This is a genomic window from Nonomuraea sp. NPDC000554 (genome assembly GCF_040300065.1).
Taxonomy (GTDB): domain Bacteria; phylum Actinomycetota; class Actinomycetes; order Streptosporangiales; family Streptosporangiaceae; genus Nonomuraea.
This window is the reverse complement of record NZ_JBEPDC010000009.1, coordinates 152,581-171,141: the sequence shown is the minus strand read 5'-3', so window position 1 is coordinate 171,141 and position 18,561 is coordinate 152,581. Positions and strand designations below refer to the sequence as shown.

Genomic DNA, 18,561 nt, shown 5'->3' with positions numbered 1-18,561 from the left:
CAGCACGGATGACACGTCTCAGCGATCTCTCAGCTCGGATAAGTAGGCTCACGGCATGAAACGAGTGGCCGCGCTGGTCGCGGTGCTGGCCCTTCTCGGGGTGGCGACGTGGCTGGTGTGGCCGTCGGCTCCGCAGGTGCGCGGCCAGGACCAGACGATCACCGTCGTCGACGGGCCCGCCGACGACCAACGCGTCGACCTCGACGCCACCTTCTTCCCCCCGCCCGGCGGCGGGAAGGCGCCTGCCGTGCTGCTCGCGCACGGGTTCGGCGGCAGCAAGCAGAGCATGCGCGAGCAGGCCGTCCGCCTCGCCCAGGAGGGCTACGCGGTGCTCACCTGGTCGGCGCGCGGCTTCGGCCGGTCCACCGGCGAGATCGCGCTCAACTCCGCCGACTACGAGGTCAAGGACGTCAAGCAGCTCATCGACTGGCTGGCCAAGCGTCCGGAGGTGCGGCTCGACAAGCCCGGAGACCCGCGCGTGGGCATCGCGGGCGGCTCCTACGGCGGCTCGATCGCGCTGATGACGGCCGCCCACGACACCCGGGTCGACGCGATCGTCCCTCAGATCACCTGGTCCGACCTGGCCGACGCGCTCTTCCCGGACGCCACCGGCCAGGGGCCCGAGCACGGCGTGTTCAAGCGCATGTGGGCGGGCATCTTCTTCGGCAGCGGCAGCGGCCCGATCCAGGGGCTCGACGCGCTCAGCCGGCGGTCCGGCCCGATGACGGCCGAGCAGGCGCGGTGCGGCCGGTTCCTGCCCGCGATCTGCGAGGCGTACCAGCAGGTCGCCAAGGCCGGTAAGGCCACTCCTGAGGCCGTCGCGCTGCTGCGGCGGTCCAGCCCGGTCGAGGTCGCGGGCCGCATCAAGGCCCCGACGCTGCTCATCCAGGGGCAGCGCGACTCGCTGTTCCCGCTCGGCCAGGCCGACGCCAACGCCAAGGCCATCGCCGCCGCGGGCACCCCGGTGAGCCTCGCCTGGTTCGACGGCGGCCACGACGGCGGCAACGGCGAGGCCGACTGGGTGTACGACCAGACCACGGCCTGGCTGGGGCGTTACCTCAAGGGCGAGAACATCGCCACCGCCCCGGCCTTCACGGTCACCCGCGACGGCGGCCGCGACCCGGGCACCCGCCAGCGCATCCGCCTGCACCCGGAGACCGGCTCCTACCCCGGCCTCGGCGGCACCGCTGCCACGCAGGTCACGCTGAGCGGCCCCGAGCAGAACATCGCCAACCCGCCGGGCGGCGCCCCCGCCTCGGTGTCGACCGTCCCCGGAGTCAGCGGCCTGTTGGGCGGGGGTGGCCAGAGCAACGTGAGCGTGTCGCTCGACATGCCGGGCCAGGGCGCCTCCTTCGAGTCGCCGCCGCTCAGCGCGCCGCTCCAGCTCACGGGCGGCCCGACCGCCAAGATCAGGGTCTACGGCAAGGGCGAGGTGACCCTGTTCGGCAAGCTCTACGACGTAGCCGACACCGCCCAGCCGCCGATCCTGCCCGCCGGCCTGGTCGCGCCGTTCCGCGTCACCATCCCCGAAGGGGCGCAGAGCGCCGACGCCACGATCACGCTTCCGGCCGTCGACTACCGCTTCGCCCCCGGCCACCGCCTGCGGCTCACGGTCACGACCACCGACATGGGCTACGCGACACCGGCGGAGCCCGCGTCCTACCGGGTGGCGCTCGCCTCCCCCTCCCTCGCGGTCCCCACGGTCACGGCCCTCGCCGCTCCGGCGACGGGCATCGCCTGGTGGGTCTGGGCCATGCCGCTCGCCGCCGTCGCCGTGGCCGCCGTCCTCCTGGCCACGGGCCGCACACCGTCCCGGCGCCGCCGCACGACCGCCGCGCTCCCCGAGCCCGCGACCGCCTCAGCTGTCCCCTCGGCCAACGGAGCGGCCCACCTCAACGGAGCAGTCCACCTCAACGCCGCGACCACCGCCGACGGCGAGGACGTACCGCTGGAGATCAACGGGCTCACCAAGGCGTACCGCAACGGGGAACTGGCCGTCGACGGGCTGTCGTTCCGGGTCGAGCGCGGGCAGGTGCTCGGGCTGCTCGGGCCGAACGGGGCCGGGAAGACCACCACGATGCGGATGATGATGGGCCTCATCCGCCCCGACAGCGGCGAGATCCGGATCTTCGGCGACCCCGTCACCCCCGGCGCTCCGGTCCTGTCCAGGCTGGGGTCGTTCGTCGAGGGGCCGGGCTTCCTGCCGCACCTGTCCGGTCGCGACAACCTGCACCTGTACTGGGCCGCCACCGGCCGCCCCACGCAGGACGCCCGGTTCGACGAGGCCCTGGAGATCGCGGGGCTGGGCAAGGCGCTGGAACGGGCCGTCCGCACGTACTCGCAGGGCATGCGGCAACGCCTGGCCATCGCCCAGGCGATGCTCGGCCTGCCCGACCTGCTCGTCCTCGACGAACCCACGAACGGCCTCGACCCACCCCAGATCAGGGAGATGCGCGAGGTGCTCAAGCGGTACGCCCGCGACGGCCGTACGGTGATCGTCTCGAGTCACCTGCTGGCCGAGGTGGAGCAGACCTGCAGCCACGTCGTCGTCATGCACAGGGGTCGCCTGGTCTCCACAGGCCCGGTGTCGGTGCTCCTCGGCGCGGCCACCTCCACCAACGGCCACGGGCCTCGCCTCGAGGACGTGTTCCTCGACCTGATCGGAGAGAAGTCTTGACCGCCGCGACTGGCTACACGCCCCGCCGGACGCTGCCGCTGCGCGTGGAGATCGTCAGGCAGTTCAAACGCCGCCGCACCCTCGTCATGTTCGGCCTGCTGCTCGCCCTGCCCTGGATCCTGGTGGTGGCCTTCCAGTTCGGGCCGCAGCCGAACGGGCAGCAGATGGCGCTGCGCATCTCCGACCTGGCCACGGCCGGCGGGCTGAACTTCGCCGCGTTCGCCCTGTCGGTGTCGGCCACCTTCCTGCTGGTGGTGGCGGTGGCGCTGTTCTGCGGCGACACGGTGGCCAGCGAGGCCAGCTGGTCGTCGCTCCGCTACCTGCTGGCGGCGCCGGTCCCCCGCGACCGCCTGCTGCGCCAGAAGCTCGTCGTCGCCCTCGGCTACTCGGCCGCGGCCGTCATCTGCCTGCCGCTGATGGCCCTCCTGGCGGGCACCCTGGCCTTCGGCTGGAACGACATCCAGGTTCCCGGCACGGGCGAGACGATCCCGGCGCTCGACGTGCTGCCGCGGTTCGGCATCGTCATCGGCTACGCCCTGGTCAGCCAGCTCGTGGTGGCGGCGCTGGCCTTCCTGATCTCCACCGTCACCGACTCCCCGCTGGGCGCGGTGGGCGGCGCGGTGGGCCTGTGGATCGTCTGCAACATCCTTCAGGCGGTCGAGGCTCTGGGGGTCCTGCGCGAGTTCCTGCCGACCTTCTGGAACACGGCCTGGACCGACGCCCTGGCGCCGGAGCTCGACTGGAGCGGCATGGCCAAGGGCGCCTCGGTGTCGATCACCTACGCCGCCATCCTCATCGCGGTGGCCTTCCGCCGCTTCCGCCACAAGGACGTGGTCAGCTAAGACGGGCTCAGGCCCAGTGGGGCGGCTTGTTGTCGAGGTAGAAGGCGTCGGAGTCGTCGTCGCGCCACTCGCCCCACCCGAGGTCCGTGTCGTCGCCCGTCTGCTCAGGGAGAAATTCGCTCACGGAATACATGCTACCGAGAAGAACAAACCCGGCCCCGGCCCGGCCGCAGGTCCAAGGACAGCCCGAATCTGCGGGGGTACGATGCGATGGCAGGTGTCCCCTATTCCCCCGTGAGGTCGCCCATGGCCACCCCGACCGGCTGGCGGCGAGAGGGCAACCTGCCCGCGGAGCTGACCAGCTTCGTGGGCCGGACGCGCCTGCTCGCCAACCTCAAGCGGCATCTCGGTGAGTCGCGCCTGGTCACGGTCACCGGCATCGGCGGGGTGGGCAAGTCGCGCACGGTGCTGCGCCTGGCTCACCAGATCCGCTCGCAGTACCAGGACGGCGTGTGGTTCGCCGACCTGGCGCGGCTGCAGGACGCGGGGATGGTCAAGCACACGATCGCGTCCGCGCTGGGCATCGCCGACCAGTCGCCGCGCACCGAGTCCGAGTCGCTGTCGGAGTGGGTGGCCGACCGGCAGATGCTGCTCATCATCGACACCTGCGAGCACCTGGTGCAGGGGTGCGCCGAGCTGGTCGAGGAGCTGCTGGAGAGCAACCCGAACCTGAAGGTGCTGGCCACCAGCCGGCAGTCGCTGCACCTGCCGTACGAGCACGTGGTGCCGGTGCCGCCGTTGCAGGTGCCGGGCGACGACCCGGCCGAGAGCCTGTTCACGAACGAGTCGGTGCAGCTGTTCGCGCTGCGGGCCGGCGCGGTGCTGCCCGATTTCGTGCTGGACGAGCAGAACATCGGGCCCGTGGCGGAGCTGTGCCGCCGTCTCGACGGCATCCCGCTGGCCATCGAGCTGGCGGCGGTGCGGCTGCGTGCGCTGTCGGTCGACCAGATCCTGGGGTTGCTGACCGACCGGTTCAGCCTGCTCGCGGGCGCGAGCCGCACGGCGCTGCCCCGGCACCAGACCCTGCGGGCGGCCATCGGCTGGAGCCACGAGCTGTGCGAGCCCGCCGAGCGGCTGCTGTGGGCGCGGCTGTCGGTGTTCGCGGGCGACTTCGAGCTCGACGCCGCCCGTTCCGTCTGCGCGGACGAGCGCCTGCCGCAGGAGGACATCACCGACCTGGTGACGGGCCTGGTGGAGAAGTCGATCCTGATGATCAGGAGCGACCACGCGGGCGTCCGCTACAAGCTGATCGACACGCTGGCCCAGTACGGCGAGGAGTGGCTGGAGAAGCTGGGCGAGACGGAGAAGATGCGCCACCAGCACCTGGCGTACTACCTGAGCCTGGCGCAGCGCAGCGAGGACGCCTGGTCGGGGCCGCGGCAGATCTACTGGTTCGTCCGCATGCGGCAGGAGCACGACAACGTGCGGGTGGCGCTGGAGCACGCGCTACGGGCGCCCGGCGAGTCGCTGATGGGGCTGACGCTGCTGTCCTCGCTCTGGTTCATGTGGGTGTGCTGTGGTTTCGTCCGCGAAGGCCGGCTCTACCTGGAGCGCGCCCTGCAGGCGAACCCGGGTCTCAGCAAGGAGCGGTGCAAGGCACTCTGGGTTCTCTCCTACGTGCGCAGCGCCCAAGGCGACAGCCTGGGCGCGCTGGAGGCGGCCGAGCAGTGCAGCACCGAGGCGGTCAAGGTCGGCGACTCCAAGGCGGTCATCCTCGCGTCCAAGATGCAGGGCACGGCGGCTCTGTTGCAGGGCGATCTGCAGAAGGCCAGCGCGCTGCTGGGTGTGGCGATCGAGTTCAACACCGACAACAAGGAGCTCAATCCTGGCTTGCTGCCCGCCATCGTCGAGCTGGCCATCGTGCTCACTTCGCAGGGCGAGACCTACGAAGCCGAGTCACTCCTGACCGACTGCCTCCAGGTGTGCAGGGAACGCGGCGAACTGTTCGTCAGCTCCTACGCGCAGTGGGCGCTCTCATTGACACGACTGCAAGCAGGCAAGGGGGCGCTCGCGCTGACGAACGCCCAGGAGAGCCTGCGGGTCAAGCGACACTTCCACGACACGCTGGGCACCCTGATCGTGCTGGAGACGATGGCCAGGATCTACAGCACGCTGGAAGAGGCCGATCTCGCGGGCCAGCTGCTCGGCGCACTTCATCAGAACTGGAAGACGGCCGGGTTGCCCATGCTCGGCGCTCCGTTCCTCACCGTCGACCACGAGAAGTGCATCAAGGAGTGTGAGCGGCTGCTGGGCGCGGAGAACTACCGGCAGGCGTTCGCGAAAGGCGCCAAACTCGACCTGGATGAGGCGTCCGCGCTCGCGACAGGCGACGACCTGGACACCCCCTCCTAGATCATTCAGACGGTCTGCGTCCAATGGGTGTCGGGCGGCCACGCCTGAACGTAACGCGCGCTGCCCAGGGAGTAGTCGATGTGGCCGCGTACCCAGTGTTCGAGGCCCTGCACGTAGGCCAGCACCGCGGGTGTGCCCCAGACCTCTACGGACGCGCGCCGGGCGATCATCGCCTCCACGGCACGGTCGTGCATCATCGCCACCTCGTCGAGAGCCTTCTGCACCGAGTAGCCGCGATGGGTGACGAGCACGTTCACCAGGTTGTGACGGGCCCTGTCGTGTTTGCGCTCCTTGGCGTACGAGAAGAGGTCGTTGTCCCAGACCACGAGGTCATTGGCGTGCTCGGTAAGCGCCCGGATATCCGGATGGTGCCATTCTTCGGGCGTCAACCTCCGGTGGTTGGCGATATCGATGAGGGCGTAAACGGGATACATCGCACCGGTTCGGCGGCGCATGAACACGTAGTCTTCGGGGGTCGGCACCACATCCGACTCCCTGTTGGCCGCTTCCCAGACCTGCGCGAAAATGTACTCTTTGGTCGCTGTGCACCAGCGGTCGAGCTGGTCGCGCTCGGCGTGAACCGCAATGCGCGCCTTGAGCTCCTGCAGCGACTTGGCGAACACGTTGGTCGCCGGCTGATCGGGCTCGATGTCGTGGATGACCCGGAACATCTCTGGGAGCTCTCTGGCGATGAGGGCCGTGTGCCGGCTGTGGTCCTCGGATTCGCAGAAGCCGTCGTCGAAGGCGAACAACCAGATGCACCAGTCCATGAGGAGCTTGAGCATGTCCCGATCGACGAGCGGGTACGCGCGAGCGGTGAGCCAGCCGAACTTGGCGTTCTGATACCGCTCCAGCATGTCCGGCGCGTTGAGCATGCCTGACTGGAGCAGCCAACCGAAACTCTCTTCGCTTGCCTCGGCAACGTGCGGGTTCACCTCGCTCGCAAACGGACACTGTAACGCGGGGATGCGGAGGGGGGTCGCGCGTTCCGAGGTTGTGGCCATCTCAGTATGATGGCAATGATCAACATTCATTGCTATGTGGCGGAATGGCTCCTTTTCTTCACCTTTTGGCTATAGCCCTACGGTGCGAGCCAGTGCTCTAAGCCGAACATGCGCGCCGTGTCCAACGCGGAGGGCACTCCCTTGTTCGGATCGGCTCCCGCGTCGATATGCGCTCTGACCACGTCCGACTCCTTCTTGAACACCGCACCCGCCAGCGCCGTCTGGCCACGCTCGTTCGTGCGGTTCGGGTCGGCACCCCTCTCCGCGAGCGTCCGTACGGTCTCGGCGTGGCCGTGATAGGCCGCCAGCATCAGCAAAGTGTCACCTTTGCCATTGGTGAGATTTACCGGTACACCGGCCTCGACGTAGGCAATCAATGTCTCCGTGTCGCCCGCCCGCGCCAGGTCGAACATCCGTGTCGCGGACTCGTCCAGCTCCGGACCCACGTCCATCACACCATTCTGCCCCGATAGGGTGCCCTGCACGGAATCGTTCCGGCTTCCCGGAGGTTGCTGGAGAGAGTACCTAGGGAAAGGCTGTCCAACCGTGTACGACCCGAGGGATCTCTACCAGCTCGCAGGCGACGTGCCCGAGCTGGCTGATCCGGTGTTGCTGTACCACTTCGACGGATTCGTCGACGCTGGAGGCGCCGGACGTCTGGCGCTGGGCCACCTGCTGGCCGAACTGGAGCACCAGGTCGTGGCGACCTTCGACGTGGACCGCCTGCTCGACTACCGCTCCCGGCGTCCCATCATGACCTTCGACACCGACAGGTGGGTCGACTGCGAGAGCCCCGAGCTGGCCGTCCATGCCGTCACCGACGCCACCGGCACCCCGTTCCTGATCCTGAGCGGCCCCGAACCCGACAGGGAGTGGGAGCTGTTCGTCAAGGCCGTGGGCGGGCTCGTCGGCGAGCTCAACGTCAGCAAGCTCGTCACCGTGCACGGCATCCCGATGGGGGTCCCGCACACCCGGCCGCTGGGCGTGACCATGCACGCCAGCCGTCCGGAGCTGATCAACTCCCAGACCAGCGCATTCGGCCGCGTCCAGGTGCCGGGGAGCGTCGCCGGGCTGCTGGAGCTGCGGCTCGGCGCGGCCGGCCGCGACGCGCTCGGCTACGCGATCCACGTCCCGCACTATCTGTCGCAGGCCGAGTACCCGCACGCCGCGGTCGCCGCCCTGGAGGCCGTCACGCGCGGCACCGGGCTGGTCTTCCCCATGGACGCCCTGCGCGAGGCGGCCCAGCGCACGACCGCGGAGATCGAGGAGCAGATCCAGGCCTCGGCCGAGCTGTCCACCGCGATCAGCGGCCTGGAGCAGCAGTACGACGCGTTCGCGGGCGGCGCGGAGCGCGAGAACCTGATGGCCGAGCCCGTGCAGATGCCCACGGGCGACGAGCTGGCCGCCCAGTTCGAACGCTTCCTGGCGGAGCGCGACGACGATCACTGAGTGCCGGGTTAACCTGGGCGGATGAGCGACATCCAGGTCGGCCTGATCGGGTACGGCGTCGCGGGCGCGTACTTCCACGCCCCGCTCATCCACGCCACGCCCGGGCTGCGGCTGACAGCGGTCGTGACGCGGCAGCGCGACCGCGCCGAGGAGGTCGCCGCCAGGTACGACGCCGCCGTCGTGCCCCAGGCGGAGGAGTTGTGGGGCCAGTGCGACCTGGTGGTGGTGGCGTCCCCGAACCGCACGCACGTCAGCCTGACCGCCGAGGCGCTCACCCAGGGCAAGGCCGTCGTGGTCGACAAGCCGATGGCGCGCACCGCCGAGGAGGCGCGCTGGCTGATACGGCTGGCCGCCGACCGCGGCCTCATGCTGACGGTCTTCCAGAACAGACGCTGGGACGGCGACTTCCGCACCCTGCGGCGGCTGGTGAACGACGGCGCGCTGGGCGACGTGCTGCGCCTGGAGTCGCGCTTCGAGCGGTGGCGGCCGACGCCTAAGGGCGGCTGGCGCGAGAGCGGCGGCGAGGAGGAGATCGGCGGCCTGCTCTACGACCTGGGCAGCCACCTGGTCGACCAGGCGTTGCAGCTGCTCGGCCCGGTCCACCGGGTCTACGGCGAGTGCGACGTCAGGCGCGAGGGCGTCTCCGCCGACGACGACACGTTCATCGCGCTGTCGCATGCCAACGGCGCCCGATCCCACCTGTGGGCCGGCTCGCTGGCGTCCCAGGCGGGGCCGCGCTTCCGCGTCCTCGGCTCCCGCGCCTCCTACGTCAAGGACGGCCTGGACGTCCAGGAGAGCCGGCTGCGCGCCGGCGTCTCCCCGGACGAGCCCGACTTCGGCGAGGAGGCCGAAGACCAATGGGGCGTGCTCGGCACCGACGACGCCAACCGGCGCGTCCGTACCGAACCCGGGGCGTACCTGGACTTCTACCGCGGCGTGGTGGCGGCGATGCGCGACGACGCGCCGCCACCGGTGCGGCCGGAGGAGGTGGTCGACGCGCTCGAGGTCATCGAGGCCGCGCACCTGTCATCGACCCAGGGCATCGTGGTGCACCTGGGCTGACAGGCCCCCGAAAAGCCCGCTCAGTCAAGCAGCCGGGCCCGCATGGCCGCCGTGTCGTCCGCGGTCCACCCGTGCGACTCCAGCCACGCCAGCGGCCCGTCGTGCCGCTCCTCCAGCACCTGGAGGAACTGCCGCATGTACCGGGGGCGCGGCATGTGGTCGTCGGCCGGACGGGAGTCGAGGTCCGCGCGGTAGGTCTCGCTCGACCGCAGCCGGCCCAGGATCAGCTCCAGCCGCTCGCCCGTGGCCGCGTAGTCGTCGATCATGGCCTGTCTGGTCACGCCCGCCACCTCCAGCGCGAACGCCGTCAGCACGCCGGTGCGGTCCTTGCCCGCAGCGCAGTGGACCACGGCCGCGCCGTCGTTGAGCGACATCGCGCGCAGCGCGGCGATCACCGCCTCCGGGCGGTCGCGCAGGTAGCCGTAGTAGAAGCCGGTGACCCGGAGCTCCTCGTCGAGCTGGCGCTCCTGCCAGGGCAGCACCTTGTCCGCGTCGATGCTGTCGGCCTCGACGTCGGTGTGCGTGCCTCCCTCGGCGAACAGGGTCAGATGGTGATGGGTCACCTCGGGCACCCGGGTGAGCGGTCCCGGGCCTTCGAGCGAGACCTCGGCGTTCGAGCGAAGGTCCACGACGTGGCGCAGCTTCAGCTCGCCGACCAGCCTGGACACGTCGTCCTGGGTGAGCCCCTGGAGGTTGTCGGCGCGGAGGATGCGACCGTAGCGGGTGACCTCGCCGTCGCGGGTGGGCAGTCCGCCCAGGTCACGTACGTTGACAGCGCCTTCCAGAGCGATCCATCTCGTCATCTCGTTCACCTCACGACCCTATATGTCCGCCAAACGTGAGCGAATTCGAGCTTCATAACGCAGCATGAACATATGTATCCACGCGCGCTGCTCCCGAGGATGGTGACAGATCCGACGCTGCCCCCGGAGATCTCGGCCCAGCTGCGGTCCAGCCCACATGTGCTGCGCATGGCCAGAACCGGCCAGCAGGCGAAGTCGTCCTCGGCCGCCACCTGGCTGCTCGTGGTGCCGGGTCTGATGCTGCTCCTGTGGCTCCTCAGCAGGTCGGGCGTCATGCTGGTGGGCGGGGTCGGCCTGGGCATCTTCGGGCTGACCCGCTGGATGGCGGTGGACTCCTCCAACCGGTCCGCCAAGCGGCGGCTGGAGCTCGCCAGGGAGCACGCCCATCGGTACGTCCTGCCGGAGGACCTCGACTACCCGTGCCAGATGCTGCTGCGGCGGGCGCAGAACGCGGTCGACGCGATCCTCAGCTCGGACGTGAACAGGGCCGGACTGATCGACACCATCGACAACCAGGTGACGCTGCCCGAGGAGGAGTGGCAGATCTCCCAGCGGCTGGCGCGGCTGGCGGCCATGCACGCCGAGCACGGCAGGCTGGTCCCGCGTGAGCTGCCGACGGGCATGGAGGACGCGTTCAAGCCGTACGCCTCGGCCCTCGACGCCGCCTGGACGTCCCTGGCGAAACGCGTCCGGAACCTGGAGAAGTACGCCAAGCAGGTGCGCAGGGCCGACCGGGTCTACCACGCGCACATGCGGCTGGAGGCGCTGGCCGCCAGGACGCCCGACTACCAGCAGCTGGTCGCCGACACGGTCCGCGACGAGCTGGCGCACGTGCACATCGCGCGGCTGGCCGACCAGGCCGCGCACGTGCGCAGGATGTTCGAGGAGAGCATCGACATGGCCAGGCGGGCGGCGGGCGAGCTGGTCAGGGCGCCGCTCTCCTGAGGAGTTCCAGCGTCCGGCGCATGCCGGCCTCGTTGCCGAGGCTGCGGTAGATCTCGCGGGCCTGCTCCAGCGGCTCCACCGCCGCCCGCGGGCCCCCCGCGTCGAGGTGGGCCTCGCCCAGGTAGCGCAGGCTGAGCGCCATCCACCAGCGGTCGTCCAGCTCCTCGAACGCCTGGACGGCGCGGCGCAGCGCGGCCTCCGACTCCGCGATCCTGCCGAGCCTGGCCAGGGCCCGGCCTGAGGAGAGCGCGGTGCGGGCCACGCCCCACGAGTCGCCGAGCGCGACCAGGATCTCCTCTGCCCGGCGGACGAAGTCCAGCTCGCGTAACAGGTTCGACGGGTCGCCGACCTCACCGGCGGCGCGCAGGCAGCGGGCCTCCTCCCACAGTTCGCCGCGCTGCCTGAACATCTCGGCCGCGCGGTCTAGGCTGAAGCCCGCCCTGGTGAAGCCGTCCTGGGCGGCCCGGTGGTCGCCGTCCCTGTGCAGGCCGCGGGCCTGGGCGGCCAGCACCTCGCCGTAGGCGCGCAGGGTCTGCGCCTCGGAGTAGCGGTTGCCGTCGCGTTTGAAGATGGCGAGCGAGTCCTCCAGCAGCTCCCTGGCCTCCTCGGGGCGGCGCTCCGCGAGCCGCAGCTCGGCCAGGTTGCGCTGGGTGCGGGCCAGCCACCACAGGTCCTCCTCGGCCTTGAAGGCGGCGATCGCGCCGATCAGGTACTGCTGCGCGCGGTCGAGGTGGCCGTCGCTGAACAGCGTCATGCCGATGGTGCGCGTGGCCCTGGCCGCCCACCAGGTCTCGCCCAGCTCGGTGAAGATCTCCAGGGCCCGCTCGGCGCCCGCGCGTCCCTGCTCGTGCCCGCCCAGCCCGGCCTGGACGGCGGCGCGGTCCAGCAGCGAGATGGCCAGCGCCCGCCGGTCGCCGGTGCGGGTCGCGGCCTCGCAGCCGATCTCGGCCATCGCGTGCCAGTCGGCCCAGTAGGCGCGCAGCGAGTGGCAGAGCGAGCAGAACGCCCTGGCGAGCCCCCAGGTCAGCTCCCACAGGTCGAGCTGCCTGGCCAGGTGGACCATGGCGATCAGGGTCAGCCGTTCGGCGTTCAGCCAGTCGCCCGCGTGCACCTGGACCTCGGCGCTGGAGCGGCGGCCCGCCCTGCTCCAATCCTGCGGCCAGCGGTCCTGCGCGGCCTCCTCGGCCCGGCGGCGGTAGCCGTGCAGGACGCGCTCGAAGGCGGCCCTGCGCCGGTCGGGCTCGTCGGCCTCGGCCAGTTCGGCGGCGAACACCTTGACCAGGTCGTGCAGGCGGTAGCGGAGCGCGCCGGTCTGGTCGGTGCCGGAGCACTCGGCGAGCTGGGCGTCGATCAGCGCTTCGAGCTGGTCGCCGCCGTCGAGCCCGGAGATGTCGAGCAGCTCGCCCGCCACCCAGCCCGGCACGTCCGGGGAGGTGAGGCCGGACAGCAGGCGCAGCAGGCGGCGCTGCATGCCGGTGCAGTCGTCGTAGCTGAGCTGCACCGACGCGCGGACGCTCTTGTCGACCGTCTGCGCCAGTTCGAGCTGGTCCAGGCGGCGGCGCTCGTCGGCGAGCCGGTCGGCCATCTGGCGCAGCGTCCACTGCTCGCGGGTGGCGAGCCTGCCGCCGCAGATGTTGATCGCCAGCGGCAGGTAGTCGCAGAGCCTGACGATCTCCTTGGCCGAGTCGAGGTCGTCCACCACCCGCGCGCCGCCGGCGAGCCTGGCGAGCAGCTCGACACCGTGCGCCTCGCTGAAGACGCCGAGCTGGGTGTCGTGGGTGCCGTTGAGGAACAGCGGCTGGCGGGAGGTGACCATGACCGCGCAGCCGGGCTCGGCCGGGATGAGCGGTTCGACCTGGTCGGCGCCGTGCGCGTTGTCGAGGCCGATGAGGATCTTGCGGCCCTTGGTCCAGGTGAGCCAGAGCTTGCGCAGTTCGTCCAGGCCGCCGGGGTCGGTGGTCAGGCGGACGCCGAGCGCCCGCAGGAACCCGATCAGCACCTCGTCGGGACGTACCGGGGCGTCCACGCCGCCGCGCAGGTCGGCGTGCAGGCGTCCGTCGGGGAACCACTCGGCGACCTCCTGCCCGAACCTGGCCATGAGCGCCGACTTGCCGACGCCGCCCCTGCCGTACAGGGAGACCACGAGCGGCGGCGCGACGTCGCGGGCCTTCCTGCGCGCGCCGAAGACGGCGCGCAGCCTGGCGAGCGACTCGGCGCGGCCGGTGAAGTGCTCGGGGACGGGCGGCCACTGGTCGGGCGCGAGGGAGGGCGGCTCGCCGGCGGCGCTCTCCCCCCGGGGGCGCTCGGTGGTGGCCCAGGTGGTGAGCCCGACGAGGAGCGCGGCGGTGAGCGTCACGCCGACCTTGGCTATGGGTGGGATGTCCCAATCCACGGACGCCGCCAGGATGCTGGCGGCCGCGGCCGCGATGCCCGCGGACACGGGCGCAACCACTGGGATCTTCCTCCGCCTCTGTGGCGGTTTGTCCGGAAGCTGGGCTGTCACCTCACACCCCCTTCGGGGGTGATTCAAGCCGATGGGGCACGGCCCGCGCCAGCCGTACCCCAACGTTCACTCAAAGACCGATCACATGGCAGGTGGCGGTCATCGTCTTGGACGGGTCGCTCTCCGAGGTGGCGGTGAGCTTGACCTTGGCGAGCCTGTCGGCGCCCGCGTCCCGCGCGGCGTTGACCGTGACCATCGCCTGCTTGCCGAAGGCGACGGAGGCCAGCGCGTTGGGCACCTGGGCGGTCCAGCCCTTGCCCTGGACCTCGGCCTTGAGCCGGTAGACGTCGGAGTCGAGGTAGGCGCTGACGTCCTCCGGGTGCTGCCCCTGGGCGGGGGCCGCCTTGCCGGTGTTGAACAGCGGGAAGGTGCAGGTGGACAGGTTCTGGCCGGTGGGGACGCCGGCTCCGGGGAGCAGCCTGACGCCGCGCCGCTGCGGGCCCGCGCCGTCGAGGGACCGGATGGCGACCGTGTAGGAGAGCGTGCCGTCGCGGTCGCGCTTCAGGTCGGTGATGTAGAAGTGCAGGCGGTTGGCCTGGTCGACGTACTCGTACTGGCTGCCGGAGCCGGTGCCGGCGTGGAAGAGCGCGTCGGACAGCTGGCGGTAGTCGCCGATCGTGATCGGGACCTTGGTGCCGTCGGGCTTGACGTAGTCGGTCATGCCGATGTCCTGCGGGTTGGCGTCGATCACCCACTCGAACGGCGCGCGGTCCTGGTTCTTGGTCTTGGCCAGCAGGACTCCGGAGTCGGGGGTGAAGGAGTCGGTGCCGACGCGGTCCACGACCTCGACGGTGTAGTTCTCGTAGCCGCCGCCGTCGCAGAGCGGCTCGGTCTGGGTGGAGCACGCCGGGCTCTTGTCGCCGGTGTCGAAGGCGATGTTGACACCCGACAGCTCGTCCTTGCCCGGCTTCACCGCGCGGGCGATGACCCTGGCGGTGACCAGGCCGGACTCGTCGAGCGCCTCGCGTGACAGGCGCAGCACGTTCTGCTCGTCCACCATCTCCAGCTTGATCTTGTTGCGGAGCATGTGCTGGGCGCCCATCGAGGCGCCCGCGGTGGGCGGGATCAGCCAGCGGGAGTGCGGGCCGCCGGGGCCGTTGAAGCTGCCGCGGCTGAGCATCTCCCAGATGCCGGTGTAGGCGCGGCGGGCCGGCACGCCGTACGGGTTGTTGTAGTTGTCCAGGACGCCGAGGATGTGGCTGAGCTCGTGGGCGTAGACGGCCATGCCGGAGCTCTCCGCCTGGACGGAGTCGACGCCGATGTTGGCGTTGGGCCAGAAGGTCGATCCGGCCTGCCAGGACGTCCAGTCGACGTAGCGGGTCTTGACCCAGTTGGGGAGGTTGGGGTCGTCAGGCCCCCACTCGTCGGTCACGTCCTCCTTGTTCGGAAATTTCATTATTCCGAACTCCTGCCAGGTGGACGACTCGTCCTGGCCGGCGCTCAGGTAGAAGACGAAGTCGAACTGCTTGGCGGCCTCTTCCCCGATGGCGCCGACCCAGGCGTTGTGCCCGTCGGTGCGCAGGTTCTTGTTGCACGAGTCACCCGCCGGGCAGCCGGTGCCGCCCTGGAACTCCATCGCGTACTCGTGGTCCTTGCCCGGCATCTGGTACGGGCCGAAGCCGGTCAGCTCGACGCCGTAGCGCCCGCCCGAGTCCTCCATCCAGTACTCGTGGATGGTGTGGCCCTTGTTGAGCTGGTTGGGGGTGTTCAGGAAGTCCTGGTAGAACCGGGCCACCTGGTCGCGCGGGATGTCGTGCGCCTCGGCGCTCGGGTTGCGGAAGATGGTCGAGTTCTGCGGCTGGGTCACGACGAACGGCTGGTTCGGGTAGTCGAGCAGCACCAGCGCGCCCTTGAAGGTGCGCTTGGAACCCTTGACGCCCGGGTCGTTCCAGTTGGTGCCCGGCACCTTCTTGTAGTCCGCCCACGTCATGTGGTCGGGGTTCTCCCAGTTCTGCGGGTCGATCGGCTTGACGCCGCCGGTGGGACGGCCACGCAACGCCTGGGCCTCGTCCGGCGCGTCGCTCTGCCACGGCTGGGTCTGCGGCCAGTGGTCCTGGCGCCAGGGGTGTTCGGGGTCGCTGGGGGGTGCTGCGGAAGCGGGGGTCGCCATGAGGCTCACCGGGATCAGCACGATGGCCGCCAGCAGGCCCTTCAGCAGCTTCTTCGGGGCGTTCACGGCTTGACGGTATAGACGATGTTGACGGAGATCATCGATCAGCTGTAGGGAAGAATCGTAGGAACCTTTCCGACATTTGTTGAAACACGCAGGTGGAGTGGTGGCTGATCTCCAACGAACCGTGGACGAGCTGGCCGCGCGCCTCGACCGGCCGCTGCTGCTGGAAGACCGGCTGCAACGCGTCGTCGCCTACAGCGAGCAGAGCGGCGCCATGGACGACATCCGCCGCGACTCGATCCTGCGCAGGCACACGACGCCCGAGATCCGCCAGTGGCTGCGCGACGCCGGCATCCACGACGCGCCCGCCCCGCTGCGCACTTCGGGCGCGCCGCATCTCGGGCTGCTGCCGCGCGTCTGCGTCCCGGTGCGGCACGACGCCGCGCTGCTCGGCTTCCTGTGGTTCATCGACGTGGACCCGGCCATGTCCGACGCGCAGATCGCCCAGGCCGCCGCCACCGCCCCCGCCCTGGCGCTGGCCCTGTTCCACGAGAGCCTCGCCACGGGGCTGGCCTCGCACAGGGAGCTGGAGGCGGTCAAGGGGCTGCTGATGGGCGAGCGCGACGCGGCCAGGCAGCTCATCGAGGCGGGGGCGTTCCCGCAGGGGCTGCCGGTGACCGTGCTGGTGGCCAGGCCGCTGTCGGACGAGCCCGACCAGGCGCTGCGGCTCGCGCTCGAACAGGGCCTGCTCGCGCTGCGCCGGCGGCTGAGCGCCCACCACCCGCTGCACCTCGTCCGCTACGACCACGCGGCGCTGCTGGTCGCGGGCGTGCCCGTGGCCGCCGAGGAGGTGCACGCGGCCATGTCGGTGCCGGTCGTGGTCGGGATCGGCAGGGCCAGACCGGCGCTGGCCGAGGCGTCGGGCTCGTACAAGGAGGCGCGGCACGCCGCCGAGGTGGCCGCCAGGGTGCCCGGTCTCGGCCGCTCGGCGGAGTGGGCGCGGCTGGGCGTCTACCGGATGCTCACCCACCTGACCGACCACGAGCTGCACCCAGGGCTGGACCGGCTGCTCGACGACGACCAGCACCTGCCGCTGCTGGAGACGCTGGAGACGTACCTCGACCTGGCGGGCAGCGCGGTGGCCACGTCCAGGACGCTGCGCCTGCACCGCACGTCGCTGTACTACCGGTTGCGGCGGGTGCAGGAGCTGGCCCGCACCGACCTGAGCGACGGCGGCGAGCGGCTCGCGCTGCACCTCAGTCTCAAGCTCGCCCGCCTGTCCGGCCGCTACCGGCCCAGGGAGGCGGGGCCGGCGAGCTGATTGCGTGCCTGGCCGGGCTCACGTTTAATGCCGAGTATTGCCCAGAAGGAGATGATCCGACGGGGAGCTCCGATGCCGTCTCGTGCCAGGCCGGTTCTGCGGAAGCGCACGCCCGCGCCGGTCGTCCTCCACTCCGCCCCGCTGGTGCTGCCGATCAGCGCCGAGCCCGTCCGCGACGGCGCGGTCGCCGTGCGCGGCGACCGGGTGCTGCGGGTCGGAGCCAGAAGCGACCTGCTGGCGGCCCTGCCGGTCGTCCGCGAGCACCGCTGGCCGGGAACCGTCGTCGCCGGGCTGGTCGACGCCTGCTCCTCCGCTCCCGGCCCCGGCGTGACGGCGCGGGCCGAGGTCGTCACGGACCTGGCCGAAGCCGCCGGGTTGGCGGGCGTGGCGTACGTGCGGGTGGCGTGCCGCTCAGAACACGACTGGGAGGAGTCCGGACGCGACGCGCTGATCACCGCGATCCGCGAGGCCGACCTGCCGTGCGCCGTCGGCGTCGCCGCGCACACGCCCGACCCTCAGGTACTGGAGGATGTCGCCGTGCTGGCCAGGACGTTCGGCCTGCGCCTGCTGGCGGACGCCGGCCGGCACTCCCTCGCGGCGCTGGACGAGGCGGGCGTCCTCGGCCCGCACTGCCACGTGGCCTGCGCCAGGCCGCTCGACCCGGGCGAGCGCAAGCTGCTCAGGTTGCGCGGCAGCGTGGCGGCCGTGTGCCCGGCGGCCGCCGACGACTTCCTCGCCCTCTTCGACGAGGGCAACCGCGTGGCCCTGGGCAGCGGCGCCACCGGGCTCCTCGGGCAGGCCCACGCCATCCGCGAGCAGGCCAGGCGGCGCGGTTCCCGGGTGCGGGAGCTGGACCGGAGGCTGGTCGAGGCCGCCACCTCGGGCGGGGCACGGGCGCTCGGCCTGCACCGGGGCGCGGCCAGGATCGGCTCGCTGGGCCCCGGCAGCCGCGCCGACTTCGCCGTGTTCGACGCCGGCGGGCGTCATCCGTACGCGGCTCTCCTGGCCCAGCCGCCCTGCCTGGCCACCGTCGTCGGCGGCGCCATCACCTGACCCGCTTCAGCGGAACTGCTCGTCCACCTGGTCCAGCAGCGCCGCGAGCTGCGAGCGCTGCTCGTCGGAGAGCACTGCGAACAGCTCGCGCCCCGCCTGCCTGCGCGCCTCGCGTGACCTCTCGTCCGCCTGCCGCCCCTCGTCGGTGAGCACGACCAGCGTGGAGCGGCGGCTGGCCGGATCGGCCTCCCTGCGCACCAGGCCCGCCTCCTCCAGCGCGTCGACCACGGGGGTGACCGAGCGCGGCACGATGCGCAGCTCCTCCGCGAGCCGGACCATCCTGAGCGGCCTGCCGGCGTCGGCGAGCACCCTGAGCGCCCGCGCCTGCCCCGGGCTCAGGCCGAGGGGTTCGAGGCGGCGCACGTAGCCGTGCCGCAGCCTGCGGCTGACCCGGTGCATCAGCTCGGACAGTTCGACGTCCTCCATGGCAGAAGTTT

Annotated in this window: 14 protein-coding genes; 8 read left to right on the top strand and 6 right to left on the bottom strand. The window is 71.0% G+C overall.

Features of this window, described 5'->3' with window-relative positions:
• The first annotated feature begins 55 nt into the window (after positions 1 to 55).
• The 3 genes from ABT294_RS19350 to ABT294_RS19340 all read left to right on the top strand — a co-directional run bounded on the left by ABT294_RS19350 (position 56) and on the right by ABT294_RS19340 (position 5,871).
• Complete coding sequence (locus ABT294_RS19350) at positions 56 to 2,677, top strand: CocE/NonD family hydrolase (RefSeq protein WP_350807330.1); 2,622 nt, start codon at positions 56 to 58, stop codon at positions 2,675 to 2,677.
• Positions 2,674 to 3,519, top strand: coding sequence for an ABC transporter permease (locus ABT294_RS19345; protein WP_350807329.1), 846 nt, complete (start codon positions 2,674 to 2,676; stop codon positions 3,517 to 3,519). Before ABT294_RS19350 ends, ABT294_RS19345 begins: the two co-directional genes overlap by 4 nt.
• Positions 3,520 to 3,765: 246 nt before the next feature.
• Positions 3,766 to 5,871 (top strand): ATP-binding protein, encoded by a 2,106-nt coding sequence (locus tag ABT294_RS19340; protein ID WP_350807328.1) that lies wholly within the window; start codon positions 3,766 to 3,768, stop codon positions 5,869 to 5,871.
• Positions 5,872 to 5,876: 5 nt separating this feature from the next.
• Here the strand turns inward: ABT294_RS19340 and ABT294_RS19335 are convergent, their stop codons facing one another.
• Both ABT294_RS19335 and ABT294_RS19330 read right to left on the bottom strand, forming a co-directional pair.
• Complete coding sequence (locus ABT294_RS19335; protein ID WP_350807327.1) at positions 5,877 to 6,875, bottom strand: terpene synthase family protein; 999 nt, start codon at positions 6,873 to 6,875, stop codon at positions 5,877 to 5,879.
• A 77-nt stretch (positions 6,876 to 6,952) separates the two neighbouring features.
• The gene (locus ABT294_RS19330) at positions 6,953 to 7,327 is read right to left on the bottom strand and encodes an ankyrin repeat domain-containing protein (RefSeq protein ID WP_350807324.1); all 375 of its coding nucleotides are present in this window, start codon (positions 7,325 to 7,327) and stop codon (positions 6,953 to 6,955) included.
• 94 nt (positions 7,328 to 7,421) lie between these two features.
• On the opposite strand from ABT294_RS19330, the gene ABT294_RS19325 reads away from it, so the two are divergent.
• Positions 7,422 to 8,324: a proteasome assembly chaperone family protein gene (locus ABT294_RS19325; protein WP_350807322.1), complete on the top strand. Its 903-nt coding sequence runs from the start codon at positions 7,422 to 7,424 to the stop codon at positions 8,322 to 8,324.
• Between the two features lie 21 nt (positions 8,325 to 8,345).
• A complete protein-coding gene (locus ABT294_RS19320) occupies positions 8,346 to 9,386 on the top strand; it encodes a Gfo/Idh/MocA family oxidoreductase (RefSeq protein WP_350807319.1) in 1,041 nt (346 codons plus the stop codon).
• A 20-nt stretch (positions 9,387 to 9,406) separates the two neighbouring features.
• Here ABT294_RS19320 and ABT294_RS19315 read toward each other — a convergent pair whose 3' ends face one another.
• A complete protein-coding gene (locus tag ABT294_RS19315) occupies positions 9,407 to 10,189 on the bottom strand; it encodes a tyrosine-protein phosphatase (protein WP_350807317.1) in 783 nt (260 codons plus the stop codon).
• A 72-nt stretch (positions 10,190 to 10,261) separates the two neighbouring features.
• Between ABT294_RS19315 and ABT294_RS19310 the strand changes: the two genes are divergently transcribed.
• Entirely contained in the window at positions 10,262 to 11,134 is an 873-nt protein-coding gene (locus ABT294_RS19310) for a hypothetical protein (RefSeq protein WP_350807315.1), read from the top strand.
• On the opposite strand, the gene ABT294_RS19305 is transcribed toward ABT294_RS19310, so the two are convergent.
• Positions 11,115 to 13,586 carry an ATP-binding protein gene (locus ABT294_RS19305; protein WP_350807312.1) on the bottom strand — a complete coding sequence of 824 codons (2,472 nt, stop codon included), beginning with the start codon at positions 13,584 to 13,586 and terminating at the stop codon, positions 11,115 to 11,117. The two genes, ABT294_RS19310 and ABT294_RS19305, sit on opposite strands and share 20 nt — an antisense overlap.
• Positions 13,587 to 13,707: 121 nt before the next feature.
• Positions 13,708 to 15,813, bottom strand: a complete 2,106-nt coding sequence (locus tag ABT294_RS19300) for a M6 family metalloprotease domain-containing protein (RefSeq protein ID WP_350807311.1) — start codon at positions 15,811 to 15,813, stop codon at positions 13,708 to 13,710.
• 100 nt (positions 15,814 to 15,913) lie between these two features.
• On the opposite strand from ABT294_RS19300, the gene ABT294_RS19295 reads away from it, so the two are divergent.
• Both ABT294_RS19295 and ABT294_RS19290 read left to right on the top strand, forming a co-directional pair.
• The gene (locus ABT294_RS19295; RefSeq protein WP_350807310.1) at positions 15,914 to 17,071 is read left to right on the top strand and encodes a PucR family transcriptional regulator; all 1,158 of its coding nucleotides are present in this window, start codon (positions 15,914 to 15,916) and stop codon (positions 17,069 to 17,071) included.
• A gap of 72 nt (positions 17,072 to 17,143) precedes the next feature.
• Positions 17,144 to 18,124 carry an amidohydrolase family protein gene (locus ABT294_RS19290; RefSeq protein ID WP_350807309.1) on the top strand — a complete coding sequence of 327 codons (981 nt, stop codon included), beginning with the start codon at positions 17,144 to 17,146 and terminating at the stop codon, positions 18,122 to 18,124.
• 6 nt (positions 18,125 to 18,130) lie between these two features.
• Here the strand turns inward: ABT294_RS19290 and ABT294_RS19285 are convergent, their stop codons facing one another.
• Positions 18,131 to 18,550 (bottom strand): MarR family winged helix-turn-helix transcriptional regulator, encoded by a 420-nt coding sequence (locus ABT294_RS19285; RefSeq protein ID WP_350807308.1) that lies wholly within the window; start codon positions 18,548 to 18,550, stop codon positions 18,131 to 18,133.
• Positions 18,551 to 18,561 lie beyond the last annotated feature (11 nt).